This is a genomic window from Frateuria sp. GZRe12, from assembly GCF_051900535.1.
Classification (GTDB): domain Bacteria; phylum Pseudomonadota; class Gammaproteobacteria; order Xanthomonadales; family Rhodanobacteraceae; genus Frateuria_A.
In genome coordinates this window covers 438,942-455,116 of sequence record NZ_JBHZGI010000001.1, presented here as the reverse complement: position 1 = coordinate 455,116, position 16,175 = coordinate 438,942, and the positions used below count along the sequence as shown (strand labels likewise).

Here is a 16,175-nt window from a genome sequence, read left to right as displayed (position 1 = left end):
GGACCGGATGACGCAGGGTGGGCTTGTGTCCACCCTGACGCGCCCCGATGGTGAGCCGAAGCCCACCCTACGGGGCTCCTGTCAGGCGCTTTGCGCGCGCTCCAGCATCTGCTTGGCGTGGGCGCGTGTTTCGCGGGAGATCTCGACGCCGCCCAGCATGCGCGCCAGTTCGTCGCGGCGACCGGCTGCGTCCAGCTTCTCGATCTGCGTGCGCGTGGTGTCCCCGTCGCTGTGCTTGCTGACGCGCAGGTGCGCGTGGCCCTGCGCAGCGACCTGCGGCAGGTGAGTGACGCACAGCACCTGACGCTCGCCGCCGAGTGCACGCAACTTCTGCCCTACCACCTCGGCCACGGCGCCGCCGATGCCGGTGTCGACCTCGTCGAACACCATGCAGCCGATCGTGTCCTTGCCCAGCGTGGCGACCTCGATGGCCAGGCTGATGCGCGCCAGTTCACCGCCCGAGGCGACCTTGCGCAGCGCACGCGGCGGCTGGCCAGGATTGGCGCTGACAAGCAGTTCGCAGCGCTCGCGGCCCTGCGCATCCGGCTCGCCGTCGTCGACCGGCTCGAGGTCGACGACCAGCCGGCCGCCGGCCATGCCCAGTTCGCTCATAAGGGCGCTGACTTCCTCGCCCAGGCGAGCGGCGGCGGTGCGGCGGGCCCTGCTCAGCTCATCGGCCGCTTTCGCATAGCCGCTTTCCAGCCGCGCGCGATCGCTGGCGAGTCGCTCCAGCGCATCGCCGGCGCCTTCCAGTTCGACCAGTTCGGCCTGCAACGAGCCCAAGCGATCGTGCAATTCGGCGACGGGCAGGCGGTGTCGGCGCGCCAATTCGTGCAGGCGGGTGAGGTGGGTGTCGACGTCGGCATAGCGCTCAGGATCGAGGTCGACGTCCTGTGCGTAGCGCGATAGGCCGTCGGAGGCTTCGCCCAGCTGTATCTCTGCGTTGTCCAGCAGTTCCAGCAGGGGTGTGAGGCGCGGGTCCAGGGCGGCCAGCTTGCCCAACTCGCCGTGCGCGCGGCCGAGCGCACGGCGTAACGCGAATTCGCTGTCGCCGTCGAGCAGTTCCACCACGCCGGAGGCGCCTTCGGCCAGCCGGCCGGCATTGGCCAGGCGCTTGTGGCTGGCCTCGAGTTCGGACAATTCCTGAGCCGGCAGGGCCCACCGTTCGAGTTCGCCGACCTCGTGGCGCAGCAGTTCGAGCCGCTGCTCGCGGTCATCGCCACCACTGAGCTTGCGGATGCGCGCGCCCAACTCGCGCCACTGTGCGGCCAGCGCGCGCAACTGTCCCACCAGTTCCTCGTTGCAGGCGTAGGCATCGAGCAGATCGAGCTGGTGGCCGCGCGAGAGCAGCGCCTGGTGCTCATGCTGGCCATGGATCTCCACCAGCAGCGTGGCCAGCTCGCCGAGCTGGCTGGCGTTGGCCGGGCGGCCGTTGATCCACGCGCGCGAACTGCCCTCGGCGCGGATCACGCGGCGCAGCTGGCAGGCGCCTTCATCGTCCAGCTCTTCCCGTTCCAGCCAGGCGCGCGCCTCCGGCAGCGCCGTCAGGTCGAATTCGGCGATGAGTTCGGCGCGGTCGCAGCCCTCGCGCACCATGCCGCTGTCGGCGCGCGCGCCGGCCAGCAACATCAGCGCGTCGACCAGGAGCGACTTGCCGGCGCCCGTTTCGCCGCTGACCACGGTGAGACCCGGACCGAAGGCGACTTCGGCTTCTTCGACGACGGCGAAATGGCGGACGTACAGGGAAGTGAGCATGGCGTGGAATTGTACGGGCAGAAGGGGCGCGCAAGCGCGGCTACCGTCGCGACCGGCGTTCTTGCAAACTCGGCGGCGACACCTTATTTCTGTCCCGTCTCACCGTTTGTTACAGCGAATGACCCGACCCCACGACCTCGATGCCCGCGCCCGCCGCCTGCTGCGCACGCTGATTGCGCAGTACCTGGCCGATGGCGAGCCCGTCGGGTCGCGCACGCTGTCCCGATCGTCGGGGCTGGATGTAAGCCCGGCGACGATCCGCAACATCATGGCGGACCTGGAAGACGCCGGCCTCGTCGCCTCGCCGCATACGTCCGCCGGACGCATACCCACGCCACGCGGCCTGCGCCTGTTCGTCGACAGCCTGATCGAGTTGCAGCCGCTGCCGCGCGAGGACATGGCCCGGCTCAAGCGTGAGTTGCCACCCGGGCCCACGACCACCCGCGACCTGCTCGGCAATGTGTCCACGCTGCTTTCGGCGATGACCCACTTCGCCGGCGTGGTGACGGTGCCGCGCCAAGGTGACTTCCCCCTGCGCCACATCGATTTCGTGCCGCTGCCGGACGCGCGCGTGCTGGTGATCCTGGTGTTTTCCGACAACCAGGTGCAGAACCGCATCGTGCAGCTGGCCAGGCCGCTGGACAGCCGTGAACTGGAACAGGCCGCCAACTACCTCAACACCCATTTTGCCGGTCTGCGCGTGGACGATATCCGCGCCCACCTCTTGCGCGAGCTGCGCGAGGCCGGCAGCGAGCTCAACCGCCTTGTCGCCAGCGCGACGGAACTCGCGGCCGCCTCCTTCGCGCCGCAAGGTGGCGGGGAGGATGTCCTGGTGAGCGGCCAGACCAACCTGATGGGGTACGCCGAACTCGCCGACCTGGACCGTCTGCGCGAGCTGTTCGAGGCTTTCCAGAAGAAAAACGAATTGCTGCAGCTGATGGAGGTGTGCGCCCGGGCCCCGGGCGTGCGCCTGTTCATCGGCGAGGAATCGGGTTTTGCCGCGCTGGACGGGTGCAGCGTGGTGACCGCCAGTTACGGCGTGCAGGGGCGGGTCCTGGGCGCGGTCGGCGTGATCGGACCTACCCGCATGGCCTACGACCGGGTGATCCCGGTGGTGCAGGCGACTGCCGGATTGCTCAGCGACGCCTTGAATCGCGCCGCGACGTCCCTATAACCGCCCCCGGAGGGCGGGTTTCCCGCAGTTATCGGTGGCCGGCACGGATGTGCCGGTCAGGACTTTTGTTTGGGAGTAATGCATGCAGAACAACGAGCAGACGCCGGATCAGGTGCAGGAATCCGGTTCGCCCGGAACGCAGGGGTCCGATGCCCTGCAGGCGCGGATCGCCGAGCTGGAAGCGAGCAACGCCGAGTTGCGCGAGTCCGTGCTGCGCGAACACGCGGAACTGGAGAACCAGCGCCGCCGCCTGCATCGCGACCTCGAACAGGCACGCCGCTTTGCCAACGAAAAGCTGCTCAACGAACTGCTCCCGGTCTACGACAGCCTAGAACGCGGCCTGGCCATCGAGGGCGGTGACGCCGCCGCCGTGCGCGAAGGCCTGGCGCTGACCCTGAAGGCGCTGCTTAAGGTCGCCGAGACCCACGGACTGGTGCAGGTCGATCCGGTCGACCAGCCGCTCGACCCGGAGCGCCACCATGCCGTGAGCATGGTCGAAGCGTCCGGCAAGGCGCCCGGCACCGTAGTCAACGTGCTGCAGAAGGGGTACGTGCTCAATGACCGGCTGCTGCGTCCTGCGCTGGTGGCCGTCGCGAGGGATTGACGCATCGTTCGCTGAACACACAGGCGGGCCCGCGGCATTGAATCGCCGGAAGCGGGCCACCATCTGGAAAACCATCGCGGCCGCGGGGGCCGCCTAGAAAGCATTGGAGCTGAACACTATGGGCAAGATCATCGGCATCGACCTGGGTACCACCAATTCCTGCGTCGCCGTGATGGACGGCAGCACCGCGAAGGTGATCGAGAACGCCGAGGGCGATCGCACCACGCCATCCATCGTCGCCTTCAGCAAGGACAACGAAGTCCTGGTGGGCGCGCCGGCCAAGCGCCAGAGCGTGACCAACCCGAAGAACACCTTTTATGCGGTCAAGCGCCTGATCGGCCGCAAGTTCACCGACGCCGAGGTCCAGAAGGACCTGCACATCGTGCCCTACGGCATCGTCGCGCATGAGAATGGCGACGCCTGGGTGGAGACCTCCGACGGCAAGAAGATGGCGCCGCAGGAGATCTCGGCCAAGGTCCTCATGAAGATGAAGAAGACCGCCGAGGACTATCTCGGCGAGCCGGTCACCGAAGCCGTCATCACGGTGCCGGCCTACTTCAACGACAGCCAGCGCCAGGCGACCAAGGACGCCGGCCGCATCGCGGGGCTGGAGGTCAAGCGCATCATCAACGAGCCGACCGCGGCCGCGCTGGCCTATGGCCTGGACAAGAAGGGCGGTGACCGCAAGATCGCGGTGTACGACCTGGGCGGCGGCACCTTCGACGTGTCGATCATCGAGATCGCGGAAGTCGACGGCGAGAAGCAGTTCGAGGTGCTGGCCACCAACGGCGACACTTTCCTCGGCGGCGAGGACTTCGACAAGCGCGTGATCGATTACCTCGTCGACGAATTCCAGAAGGACCAGGGCATCGACCTGCGCAAGGATCCGCTGGCGCTGCAGCGCCTGAAGGACGCGGCCGAGCGCGCCAAGATCGAGCTGTCCTCCGCGCACCAGACCGAGGTGAACCTGCCGTACGTGACGGCTGACGCCTCCGGTCCGAAACACCTCAACATCAAGCTGACCCGCGCCAAGCTCGAGGCGCTGGTGGAAGACCTGGTCAAGCGCACCATCGAGCCGTGCCGGATCGCGCTCAATGACGCCGGCCTGCGCGTATCCGACGTCAACGAGGTGATCCTCGTCGGCGGCCAGACTCGCATGCCCAAGGTGCAGGAGTCGGTCAAGGATTTCTTCGGCAAGGAGCCGCGCAAGGACGTCAACCCGGACGAGGCCGTGGCCGTGGGCGCGGCGATCCAGGGCGGCGTGCTGGGCGGTTCGGTCAAGGACGTGCTGCTGCTGGACGTCACCCCGCTGTCGCTCGGCATCGAGACGATGGGCGGCGTGATGACCAAGCTGATCGAGAAGAACACCACCGTGCCGACCAAGGCCGCGCAGACCTTCTCCACCGCCGACGACAACCAGACCGCGGTGACCGTGCACGTGCTGCAGGGTGAGCGCGAGCGTGCCAGCGCCAACAAGTCGCTGGGCCGCTTCGATCTGTCGGGCATCGATGCGGCGCCGCGAGGCATGCCGCAGATCGAGGTCACCTTCGACATCGACGCCAACGGCATCCTGCACGTGTCGGCCAAGGACAAGAAGACCGGCAAGGAACAGAAGATCGAGATCAAGGCCGGCTCGGGCCTGTCCGAGGAGGAGATCCAGCGGATGGTCGCCGACGCCGAGGCAAACAAGGAAGAGGACAAGAAGTTCCACGAGCTGGTGGCCACCCGCAACAAGGCCGACCAGATGGTGCATTCCACCCGCAGCGCCCTGAAGGAGCATGGCGGCAAGGTCGGTGGGCAGATCGGTTCGATCGAAGAGGCGCTGTCGGAACTGGAAAAGGTCAAGGACGGCGACGACAAGGCGCAGATCGAAGCCAAGATGCAGAAGCTCGAGCAGGCCGCACAGGCGCTCTATGCCGCGGCCCAGGGCGGCGGCGGGGAAGCGGGTCCTCAAGCGGCGCCGGGCGGCGGTTCGGCGCAGCCCGACGACGTGGTCGATGCCGAGTTCACCGAGGTCAAGGACGAGAAGAAGTAACCCAAGGAAGTCGGCGTCGCCGATCCAGGCCCAGCCCGCGCCGGCTATCATGGCTGACGCGGGCTGCTTGTTGATCGGGCAGCCACGTGGATCGGTGCAGGACAGAGCAGGGGTTTGGTTCAAGTCATGAATGCAGCAACGGGAAAGCGCGATTACTACGAGGTGCTCGGCGTCGAGCGCACCGTCACCGAAGTCGAGCTGAAGAAATCCTTCCGCCGCCTGGCGATGAAATACCACCCGGACCGCTGCCCGGACGATCCCTCCGCGCAGGAGAAATTCAAGGAGGCCAAGGAGGCCTACGAAGTCCTGTCCGACACCCAGAAACGCGCCATGTACGACCAGCACGGCCATGCCGCTTTCGAAGGCGGCATGGGTGGCCGTGGGGGTGGTTTTGGCGACATGGGCGACATCTTCGGAGACATCTTCGGCGACATCTTCGGTATGGGTGGCGGCGGTCGCGCCCGGCAGCGTCGTGGTGCGGACCTGCGCTACGTGATGGAGCTGGACCTGGAGGAGGCGGTCTTCGGCGTCGGGAAAACGATCGAGATCCCGACCCAGGTCAACTGCCACCACTGCAACGGCTCGGGTTCGGCCGACGGCAAGACGACCCAGTGCAAGACCTGCCACGGCCACGGCCGCGTGCGCATGCAGAACGGCATCTTCTCGATCCAGCAGGCATGCCCGCATTGCGGCGGCAGCGGCCAGACCATCGAGAAGCCCTGCAAGGCCTGCCGCGGCGAAGGGCTGCTTGAAGAAAGGCGCACGTTGTCGGTGCAGATTCCCGCTGGCGTGGATAACGGCGACCGCATCCGCCTTTCGGGGCAGGGCGAGCCCGGCCCGGCCGGTGCCGAAGCGGGCGACCTTTACGTGGATGTGCGCGTACGCGAACACGCGATCTTCCAGCGCGAAGGCAACGACCTGCATTGCGAGGTGCCGATCCGTTTCGCGCAAGCCGCGCTGGGTGCCGAACTCAAGGTGCCCACGCTGGAAGGCGAGGTGGCGGTGTCGATCCCGCCGGAAACCCAGACTGGCCAGACCTTCCGCCTGCGCGGGCGCGGCGTGAAATCCGTCCGTTCCGGCCGCGTCGGCGACCTGATCTGCCGCGTCATGGTGGAAACCCCGGTACGCCTGACCCGCGAGCAGCGTGAGCTCCTGGAGAAGCTCGAGGCGACCTTCAGCGAAGGCGAGCCTGACGCGCACACCCCGCGCGCCAAGAGCTGGGTCGACGGGGTCAAGGAATTCCTTTCCCGCGTCACTTCGTAAACCGGGTCTTCTGAAGGCCCCTACGCGCACCTGGTCCTTCTCCCCGGAGCAGATAGGGAGCAAAGCCGTGCGCATGCGCGCCTTCGCCCTCCCGGTTACGCTACGCGCTCCCAGGAAACGCGGACCCAAGCGATGACCCAACCGTTACGCCTCGCCATCAACGGCGCCAACGGCCGTATGGGTCGGGTGTTGCTCGATCTGTTGCGCGACGACGCACGCTTCGAGATCGTCGCGGCACTCACCGCGCCGGGCATGCCACAGGTGGGCGAACGTGCCTGGCATGACCGCGCCACGCCCTGTTTTCGCGCGGACTGGCCGCAGGAAGCACTCGACGCGGTGATCGACTTCAGTGGCCCCGATGGGCTCGCCTCCGCGCTCGACTACTGCATCCACCACGGTGCGGCGCTGGTCAGCGGCACCACCGGCATCGATGCCGCGCTGAAGGCTCGCGTGGTGGACGCGTCCTCGCAGATTCCGCTGATGCACGCGAGCAACTTCAGCCTCGGCGTGGCGGTGCTTACGCGCCTGCTTCGCCAGGCCGCCTCCGCGTTGCCGGAGTGGGACCTGGAGATCGTCGAAGCACACCACCAGCGCAAGACGGACGCGCCCTCGGGTACCGCGATTTCGCTTGGCGAGGTGGCTGCCGCGGCGCGCGGTACCACGCTCGCGCGGGATGGTGTCACCGGCTCGCGCGAAGGGGCACGGCGCAACGGCAGCATCGGCTTCGCCGTGGTGCGCGGTGGCGACATCGTGGGGGAACATACGGCGATGCTGATCGGCACCGGCGAGCGGATCGAATTGGGCCACCGTGCCACCGATCGCAGCATCTTCGCCCGCGGTGCGATCGAGGCGGCGCGGTGGCTGCATGCCCAACCGCCGGGCGCCTACGATCTCCAGGCGATGCTGGCCGCGCGACTCGATGCGTAGTGGCGGGCAGGGCCCGGCCTGCCGTCGCCTGTACGACTGTGTCCAATGGCCGGGTGCCCACACGGGACTGGCGATGCTTGTCCCTACCGTGCCCCGCCCGTTACCATGATCGTTATTGTCATTGGGGAGTAGCCATCCTCACCCGCGAAGGCCGTCCGCCTTCGTTCCCCGAGGAATCCGCGTCAACAGACTTGGAGCCAACGCTCCATGGCGTGGATGGCCGCACCGCCGTACATCGGCGAAGCGCGTGCCCGGCGAGACCTTTGGCCACGATGTGCTCGAACCCTTGCCGGGCGGGCCGCATCGTCGCGCCATTGGTTTTCCGCTCGCCCGGCCGGATACGCGTTGATGCTCACCGCCTTGTGGTTCCTGCTTTCCGCCGGCGCGATCTATGCCGCCTGCGAGTACTTCGTCAACGGTATCGAATGGCTGGGCCGTAAATTCCGGTTGGATGCCACCGCCACCGGGACCGTGCTTGCTGCCTTCGGCACCGCGCTGCCCGAAAGCGCCGTGACCTTTATCGCCGTGGTGTTCGGGCACACGCCCGAGCAGCGTGGCATTGGCGTCGGTGCGGCCCTGGGCGGACCACTGGTGCTGGGCACCATCGCCTATGCGGTGGTCGGCATCGCCCTCTGGAGCAATCGGCACCGGTTGCGACGCCCGGACGCGGTGGTGAAGGTCGATCACGCGCGACTTGCACGCGACCAGCGGTGGTTCCTTTCGATTTTCGTGGTCAAGTGCACGCTGGGCCTGGTCGCGTTCGCATTGAAGCCCTGGCTGGGGGTGTTGTTCATCGGCGCCTATGGCCTGTACGTCTGGCGTGAGCTGAAGACCGGCGACATGGCGGCGGACGAGGAGGAACTCGAACCGCTGAAATTCCAGCCACGCGCGGCCGACCCGGCAATGTGGCGCGTGGTCGCCCAGAGTGGAGTTGCGCTGGTGGTGATCGCCATCGCCTCGCGCATTTTCGTGACGCAGATCGAGGTCATCGGGCTGGCATTTGGCCTGTCGGCGCACGTGGTGGCGCTGGTCCTGAGCCCGGTGGCGACCGAACTGCCCGAAACCGTCAACGCGCTGATCTGGGTCCGCCAGGGCAAGGAGCGGCTGGCGCTGGCGAACATCTCAGGCGCCATGATGATCCAGGCGACGATTCCCAGCTCGCTGGCCCTGTTCTTCACGCCGTGGCTGTTCGACCTGCCACTGATCGTGGCCGGAGTGCTGACCACGGTGGCGGTGGGTTACCTGTGGTGGCTGTTCCAGCGCGGGCATGTCAACGCGCGCTGGCTGATGCCGGTGGGCTTGCTATACGGCGTGTTCGCCGCGTTCGTGGCCTGGCACCTGGCCTGACGGTCAGTCCCGGTGCGCGGCGTTGCGGGCGCGTCGCGCACCGAAGCGGCGATCCAGTGCGCCGACCAGTTTCTTGAATCCGCGCGAGAACTTGCCGCGTCGTGTCTTGCGCAGCTTTTCTTCCTCGCTGGTCAGCCAGGCGACCTGGATGACCCGGCGCTCGCCCTCGAAGGGAAGGTGGCCGTGGAAAGAATTGTCGCAACGCTTGAATACTGCGAACTCGCCGTACAGCGGCGTCAATTCCGGTGCAACCAGATCGTCGATATCGTCGATGCGGCGAAGGAAGCGCAGGCAGCCCTCGCTCGTGTCCGGCCACTGGTGATTCAGATAGAGCAGGGCGGTGGCGACCTTGGACTTGCTGTCGGTGTGGATGGTGCCGTGGCGCTTGTTGAGATGGCGGCACAGCGTCACCAGCGTCGGGTACTGGGCAAGGTCCGCGATGCCCAGCCGTTCGCCGATCGCGCTGGCGAAGGCCGGTGCCGTCAGGTCGGTCACCAGCGCGTTTATCGACGGGCCACAATCGACCGGGTCGTAGGGAAAGAATCCCGCGCTGGTGTAGCGTGGGAAGTCGCGCTCCAGGTCGTTCCGCGCATCATCCGGCAACTGGCCGTGGGCGATCAGGAAGGGGAACGGATCCTGCCGCACGTCGGTGTCGGGACGATCTAGGCGGGCGGGATCGAGCAGGACGGTGGCTTTCATGGACTGCTTCGTGGACCGGATGCCAGCCAGTTTAGCGCGCGTCGACCACGCACAGAGGCCCCCGGGTAGAGGCGTTGTTCACGCGCCACGCGGTGGACAGAATCGCCCGTCCCTCCTATCATTGCGTCCCGCCCGAGACTTCTTCCGACCCAAGGTCCACAAGCCTGCTTGCAGCGGCTTGCGGACTTTGCTGCACCTAAAGGCGGCCCCCATGCCCATTCCCGCTCTGCTTGCCCTCGAAGATGGCAGCGTGTTCCACGGCCACGCCGTGGGCGCGACTGGCGAAACCGTCGGCGAGGTGGTTTTCAATACGGCGATGACGGGCTATCAGGAGATCCTCACCGATCCTTCCTACGCCCGCCAGATCGTCACTCTCACGTATCCGCATGTCGGCAACACCGGCGTGAATCCCGCCGATGCCGAGTCCACCCGCGTGCAGGCCGCCGGCCTGATCGTGCGTGATGTGCCGCGTCGGCCGAGCAACTGGCGCAGCACCGAAAGCCTGCCCGACTACCTGGCGCGCCAGAACATCGTGGCGATCGCCGGCATCGATACGCGTCGCCTGACCCGCATCCTGCGCGACAAGGGCGCGCTGAACGGCTGCATCCTGGCCGGCGAAGGCGCCGACGCCGAGACCGCGCTGGAAAAGGCACGCGCCTTCCCGGGCCTGAACGGCATGGACCTGGCCAAGGTGGTCAGCGTGCGCGAGTCCTACCGCTGGACCGAGGGCGTGTACGACCTCGACCGCGCGGCGTTCACCGAGCCAGATGCCCGTTACAAGGTCGTCGCCTACGACTACGGCACCAAGCTCAACATCCTGCGGCTGCTGGCCAGCCACGGCTGCGACATCACGGTGGTTCCGGCGCAGACGCCCGCCGCCGAGGTGCTGGCGATGAAGCCCGATGGCGTGTTCCTGTCCAACGGTCCGGGCGACCCGGCCGCCTGTGACTACGCCATCGCGGCGACGAAGGCTTTCCTGGAGGCGAAGATTCCGCTGTTCGGCATCTGCCTGGGCCATCAGTTGATGGGCCTGGCGCTGGGCGCGAAGACCATCAAGATGAAGTTCGGCCACCATGGCGCCAACCATCCGGTGAAGGACCATGACGACGGTCGCGTGCTGATCACCAGCCAGAACCACGGTTTCGCGGTGGACCCGGCGACGCTGCCGGCCAACGTACGCGTCACCCACACCTCGTTGTTCGACGGCTCGCTGCAGGGCTTCGCGCTAACCGACCGCCCGGCGTTCTGCTTCCAAGGCCACCCCGAAGCGGCGCCCGGGCCGCATGACGTCGGCTATCTCTTTGCGCGCTTCGCGCAGCTCATGCAGGAGGCCCGCTAATGCCCAAGCGCACCGACATCAAGAGCGTGCTGATCATCGGCGCCGGCCCGATCGTGATCGGCCAGGCCTGCGAATTCGACTATTCCGGCGCGCAGGCGTGCAAGGCGCTGCGGGAAGAAGGCTACCGGGTCATCCTGGTGAACTCCAACCCGGCCACCATCATGACCGACCCGGAGATGGCCGACGCGGTCTACATCGAGCCGATCAACTGGCAGACTGTCGAGCGCATCATCGCCAAGGAAAAGCCCGACGCGGTGCTGCCGACCATGGGCGGCCAGACCGCGCTCAACTGCGCACTGGATCTGGCCGACAACGGCGTGCTGGAAAAGCATGGCGTGGAGCTGATCGGCGCTTCGCGCGAAGCGATCCGCATGGCCGAGGACCGCGAGCTGTTCAAGCAGGCGATGGCCGAGATCGGCCTGGACTGCCCGAAGGCGGAAGTGGCGAAGAGCTACGAGCAGGCCGTCGACATCCAGACCCGGGTCGGCTTCCCGACCATCATCCGCCCGAGCTTCACGCTCGGCGGCTCCGGCGGCGGCATTGCCTACAACGTCGAGGAGTTCGAGGAGATCGTCAAGCGTGGCCTCGATCTGTCGCCGGTGCACGAGGTGCTGGTCGAGGAATCGGTGCTCGGCTGGAAGGAATTCGAGATGGAAGTGGTCCGCGACCATGCGGACAACTGCATCATCGTCTGCTCGATCGAGAACCTCGATCCTATGGGCGTGCACACGGGTGACTCGATCACCGTGGCGCCTGCGCAGACGCTCACCGACAAGGAATACCAGCGCCTGCGCGATGCCAGCCTGGCCGTGCTGCGCAAGATCGGCGTGGATACCGGCGGCTCCAACGTGCAGTTCGGCATCAACGCCGAGAACGGCCGCGTGGTGGTGATCGAGATGAACCCGCGCGTGTCGCGTTCGTCGGCGCTGGCCTCCAAGGCGACCGGCTTTCCGATCGCCAAGGTCGCCGCGAAGCTCGCCGTGGGCTACACGCTGGACGAGCTCAAGAACGACATCACCGGCGGCCTCACGCCGGCCTCGTTCGAGCCAACCATCGATTACGTCGTCACCAAGATCCCGCGCTTCGCATTCGAGAAGTTCCCTTCGGCGGATGCGCGCCTGACCACGCAGATGAAGTCGGTGGGCGAGGTGATGGCGATGGGCCGCACCTTCCACGAATCGTTGCAGAAGGCGCTGCGCGGATTGGAGATCGGCAAGACGGGCCTCAACCCCACGGGCCTGGACCTGGCCAGCGCCGAGGGGCAGGCCAGGGTCCGGCGCGAATTGCGCGAGCCGCGGCCCGAGCGCGTGTTCTATGTGGCCGATGCGTTCCGTGCAGGCCTTTCGCTGGAAGAAATCTTCGACTGCAGCCGCATCGATCCGTGGTTCCTGGCCGCCTTCGAGGACATCGTCCTGACGGAGAAAGAGGTCAAGGCCCAAGGCATGACCGCGCTCAACGCGCCGCGCATGCGTGAATTGAAGCGCATGGGCTTCGCCGACGCGCGCATCGCGCAGTTGCTCAATACCGACGAGGCAGCCGTGCGCCATCTGCGCCACACGCTGGGTGTCCGTCCGGTGTACAAGCGCGTGGATTCCTGCGCGGCGGAATTCGCCACCAGCACCGCCTACATGTACTCGACCTACGAGGAAGAGTGCGAGGCCAATCCGACCAACCGCGAAAAGATCGTGGTGCTCGGCGGTGGCCCGAACCGCATCGGCCAGGGCATCGAGTTCGACTACTGCTGCGTGCATGCAGCGCTGGCACTGCGCGAAGACGGGTTCGAGACCATAATGGTCAACTGCAACCCGGAAACCGTTTCGACCGATTACGACACCTCCGACCGCCTGTACTTCGAGCCGCTGACGCTCGAGGACGTGCTGGAGATCGTCGATCTGGAGAAGCCCAAGGGCGTGATCGTGCAGTACGGCGGCCAGACGCCGCTCAAGCTCGCGCGCGCACTGGAGGCTGCCGGCGTGCCGGTGATCGGTACCTCGCCCGACTCGATCGACCTGGCCGAGGACCGCGAGCGCTTCCAGCAGATGATCCACAAGCTGGGCCTGCGCCAGCCGCCCAACCGCACGGCGCGCAATGCCGACGAGGCGCTCGCGCTGGCGCGCGAGATCGGTTACCCGATGGTGGTGCGCCCGAGCTACGTGCTCGGCGGCCGCGCGATGGAAGTGGTCTACGACGACGCCGACCTCGCCCGTTACATCCGTGAAGCGGTGCAGGTGTCCAACGACTCGCCGGTGCTGCTGGACCGCTTCCTCGACCATGCGGTCGAAGTGGACGTGGACATCATCGCCGACGCCGAGGGCAACGTGCTGGTCGGCGGCATCATGGAGCACATCGAGGAGGCCGGCGTGCATTCGGGCGACTCGTCCTGCTCGCTGCCGCCGTACTCGCTTTCGACCGAGATCCAGGACGAACTGCGCCGCCAGGCCGCCGCGATGGCCCGGGAATTGAAGGTCATCGGCCTGATGAACACGCAGTTCGCCATTCAGGGCGACACGGTCTTCATCCTTGAGGTGAACCCGCGCGCCTCGCGTACGGTGCCGTTCGTCTCCAAGGCGACGGGGATGCCGCTGGCCAAGATCGCCGCGCGCTGCATGGCCGGCCGCACGCTGGCCAGCCAGGGTGCGACGCGCGAGATCATTCCCGACTATTTCTCGGTCAAGGAGGCGATCTTCCCGTTCCTGAAGTTCCAGAACGTCGATCCGATCCTCGGCCCGGAGATGCGCTCGACCGGCGAGGTGATGGGCGTGGGACGCCAGTTCGGCGCGGCCTTCGCGCGGGGCCATGAGGCTGCGGGTATCCGCTCACCGAACACGGGCAAGATCTTCCTGTCGGTGCGCGACGCAGACAAGGAGCGCCTGCTGCCGGTGGCCAAGGAAGTGCTGGCGCGCGGTTTCAGCCTGGTCGCCACCGGCGGCACGGCGGCCTTCCTCACCGAACACGACGTGCCATGCGAGCGCATCAACAAGGTGCTCGAGGGGCGGCCACACATCGTCGACCTGATCAAGAACGGCGAGATCGTCTATATCGTCAATACAACCGAGGGCAAGCAGGCGATCGCCGATTCGTTCTCGATCCGACGCGAGGCCCTGCAGCACCGGGTCACCTACTCGACCACCGTGGCAGGCGCGCGTGCGCTCGTCCACTCGCTGGATTTCCATGGCGAGGCGGACGTGCACAGCCTGCAGGAACTGCACAAGGAGCTGAACGCATGAGTCGCGCCCCCATGACCAAGGCCGGTTCGGAGCGCCTGCGTGGCGAGCTGGACCGCCTCAAGTCGGTCGAGCGCCCGCGGATCATCGCGGCGATCGCCGAGGCCCGCGCCCACGGCGACCTGAAGGAAAACGCCGAGTACCACGCTGCACGCGAACAGCAGAGTTTCGTCGAGGGAAGGATAGGCGAACTGGAGGCCGCACTGTCGACTGCCGACGTCATCGACGTGTCCAGGCTGGGCGCCGGCAGCAAGGTGGTGTTCGGTGCGACCGTCGATCTGGAGGACGAGGACTCCGGCGAGCCGGTGACCTACCAGATCGTGGGCGACCTGGAAGCGGACATCAAACAGCGGCTGATCGCGGTGTCCTCGCCGATCGCCCGTGCGCTGATCGGCAAGAGCGAAGGCGACAGCTTCGAGTTCAGGGCGCCCAACGGCGTCAAGCACTACGAGATCACCGGCGTGCGCTACGAGTAACAATCGTGGAGGCAGGGTGGGCTTTACCCACCTTGCCCGCGCTGGTCCGATAGGTTGAATCGGACACGCAGGCAACAAAAAAGGCCGCATCGAGCGGCCTTTTTCGTCCAACCCGGGCGGCTTAGCGCTGGCGCGCCTTGAAACGCGGGTTGCTCTTGCAGATCACGAAGACCTTGCCGCGACGGCGCACGACCTTGCAGTCACGGTGCCGCTGCTTGGCGGACTTCAAAGAGGAAAGCACCTTCACGGCAGGCTCCTGGAAACAGATCGGGAAATTCAAGCCGCCAAGTTTATCCGGTTCCATTGGCGCTCACAAGTCCACATCTTCGACGCCCTTGACGATCTGCAGGAACTTGGCCAGCACCGGGGACGGGTTGTCCCTGCGACTGGCGACCGCCAGCAGCAGGTAGGCGTCCGGATCCTCGAGCGAGACGTAGCTGACGCCGCCCAGCTGCACCGCCCGCATGCTGGCCGGAACCAGCGCGAGCCCGATGCCCGCCGCGACCAGGGCCAGCAGGCCATTGATCTGCTGCGCCTGCTGGCCGATCAGTGGATGAAAGCCCGCCTTGCCCGCCAGCTGTACCAGCCGGTCATACAGGGTCGCGGCAAGCTCACGCGGCTGGCTGACGAAGACCTCGTTCGACAGCGCGCCGAACTGCACGCTGTCGTGTCTGGACAGCGGGTGGCCGCTGGGCACGGCCAACACCAGCGCTTCGTAGTCGATCACGTCGATCCGCAGCGTACGGGCATCGGACTCGTGGCGGGGCTCGTCGCGCACGAAACCCACGTCGATCTGGCCGGCGCGCAGCGCGGTGAACTGCGGTTCGCTGTACATCTCCTGCAACTGCATCCGCACCTTCGGCACGTGCTGGCGAAAGCGCAGCAGGGTCTGCGGCAACGCGCGATGGAAGGTGACCGAGATCGTGTAGGCCAGGCGCAGCACGCCGCTGAAGCCGGCCGCCGCATCGCTGACGTGGGCACGCGCCTGCTCGGCCTGGATGAGGATCTGCCGCGCCTGCTCCAGCAAGATGCGCCCGGGCTCGGTCAGCGCCACGTTGCGCTTGTCGCGATCGAACAGGCGCGTACCCAGATCCTGCTCCAGGGCCTGGATCTGCTGCGACAGCGGCGGTTGGGAAATGTGCAGGCGCTGGGCGGCCCGGGTGAAGCTCAGCTCCTCGGCCACGGCGACGAAATAGCGGAGCTGGCGGAAGTCGAACATAGTCGATTTACGAATAAATAGGGCTGCAAATATATATTGGAAGGGCGTTTGTGACGAGGGTATCGTTTGCCTCGTCCCGCCACCTTCCCCCTCCCCCCAGGTGGCGGTGACCC

13 protein-coding genes and 1 riboswitch are annotated in these 16,175 nt (G+C 66.6%); of the genes, 9 read left to right on the top strand and 4 right to left on the bottom strand.

Features of this window, described 5'->3' with window-relative positions; all coding sequences use genetic code 11:
- Positions 1 to 81: 81 nt before the first annotated feature.
- Entirely contained in the window at positions 82 to 1,755 is a 1,674-nt protein-coding gene (gene recN, locus ACFWZ4_RS02055; RefSeq protein ID WP_439703092.1) for a DNA repair protein RecN, read from the bottom strand.
- Positions 1,756 to 1,873: 118 nt separating this feature from the next.
- Between recN and hrcA the strand changes: the two genes are divergently transcribed.
- From hrcA to ACFWZ4_RS02025, 6 genes are all read left to right on the top strand, one after another.
- Positions 1,874 to 2,929, top strand: a complete 1,056-nt coding sequence (hrcA, locus tag ACFWZ4_RS02050) for a heat-inducible transcriptional repressor HrcA (RefSeq protein WP_439665968.1) — start codon at positions 1,874 to 1,876, stop codon at positions 2,927 to 2,929.
- A gap of 82 nt (positions 2,930 to 3,011) precedes the next feature.
- Positions 3,012 to 3,533, top strand: a complete 522-nt coding sequence (gene grpE, locus ACFWZ4_RS02045) for a nucleotide exchange factor GrpE (protein ID WP_439703091.1) — start codon at positions 3,012 to 3,014, stop codon at positions 3,531 to 3,533.
- Positions 3,534 to 3,651: 118 nt separating this feature from the next.
- Entirely contained in the window at positions 3,652 to 5,568 is a 1,917-nt protein-coding gene (gene dnaK, locus ACFWZ4_RS02040) for a molecular chaperone DnaK (RefSeq protein ID WP_439703090.1), read from the top strand.
- A gap of 126 nt (positions 5,569 to 5,694) precedes the next feature.
- Positions 5,695 to 6,831: a molecular chaperone DnaJ gene (gene dnaJ, locus ACFWZ4_RS02035; RefSeq protein ID WP_439703089.1), complete on the top strand. Its 1,137-nt coding sequence runs from the start codon at positions 5,695 to 5,697 to the stop codon at positions 6,829 to 6,831.
- Between the two features lie 132 nt (positions 6,832 to 6,963).
- A complete protein-coding gene (dapB, locus tag ACFWZ4_RS02030; RefSeq protein ID WP_439703088.1) occupies positions 6,964 to 7,758 on the top strand; it encodes a 4-hydroxy-tetrahydrodipicolinate reductase in 795 nt (264 codons plus the stop codon).
- Between the two features lie 103 nt (positions 7,759 to 7,861).
- Positions 7,862 to 8,048: riboswitch (yybP-ykoY riboswitch) on the top strand.
- Positions 8,049 to 8,106: 58 nt separating this feature from the next.
- On the top strand, positions 8,107 to 9,105 hold the full coding sequence (locus ACFWZ4_RS02025) for a sodium:calcium antiporter (RefSeq protein ID WP_439703087.1): 999 nt from the start codon (positions 8,107 to 8,109) through the stop codon (positions 9,103 to 9,105).
- A gap of 3 nt (positions 9,106 to 9,108) precedes the next feature.
- Here the strand turns inward: ACFWZ4_RS02025 and ACFWZ4_RS02020 are convergent, their stop codons facing one another.
- Positions 9,109 to 9,804: a 2OG-Fe(II) oxygenase gene (locus ACFWZ4_RS02020; RefSeq protein ID WP_439703086.1), complete on the bottom strand. Its 696-nt coding sequence runs from the start codon at positions 9,802 to 9,804 to the stop codon at positions 9,109 to 9,111.
- Between the two features lie 211 nt (positions 9,805 to 10,015).
- Here ACFWZ4_RS02020 and carA point away from each other — a divergent pair, with 211 nt between their 5' ends.
- From carA to greA, 3 genes are read left to right on the top strand one after another with little or no spacing between them, the layout of a single operon-like run.
- Complete coding sequence (gene carA, locus ACFWZ4_RS02015; protein ID WP_439703085.1) at positions 10,016 to 11,143, top strand: glutamine-hydrolyzing carbamoyl-phosphate synthase small subunit; 1,128 nt, start codon at positions 10,016 to 10,018, stop codon at positions 11,141 to 11,143.
- Positions 11,143 to 14,370: a carbamoyl-phosphate synthase large subunit gene (carB, locus tag ACFWZ4_RS02010; RefSeq protein ID WP_439703084.1), complete on the top strand. Its 3,228-nt coding sequence runs from the start codon at positions 11,143 to 11,145 to the stop codon at positions 14,368 to 14,370. Before carA ends, carB begins: the two co-directional genes overlap by 1 nt.
- A complete protein-coding gene (gene greA, locus ACFWZ4_RS02005) occupies positions 14,367 to 14,843 on the top strand; it encodes a transcription elongation factor GreA (RefSeq protein WP_439703083.1) in 477 nt (158 codons plus the stop codon). The genes carB and greA overlap by 4 nt, the downstream gene beginning before the upstream one ends.
- A 121-nt stretch (positions 14,844 to 14,964) precedes the next feature.
- On the opposite strand, the gene ykgO is transcribed toward greA, so the two are convergent.
- Positions 14,965 to 15,090: a type B 50S ribosomal protein L36 gene (gene ykgO / locus ACFWZ4_RS02000; RefSeq protein ID WP_008215056.1), complete on the bottom strand. Its 126-nt coding sequence runs from the start codon at positions 15,088 to 15,090 to the stop codon at positions 14,965 to 14,967.
- Positions 15,091 to 15,153: 63 nt separating this feature from the next.
- Complete coding sequence (locus ACFWZ4_RS01995) at positions 15,154 to 16,062, bottom strand: LysR substrate-binding domain-containing protein (RefSeq protein WP_439703082.1); 909 nt, start codon at positions 16,060 to 16,062, stop codon at positions 15,154 to 15,156.
- Positions 16,063 to 16,175 lie beyond the last annotated feature (113 nt).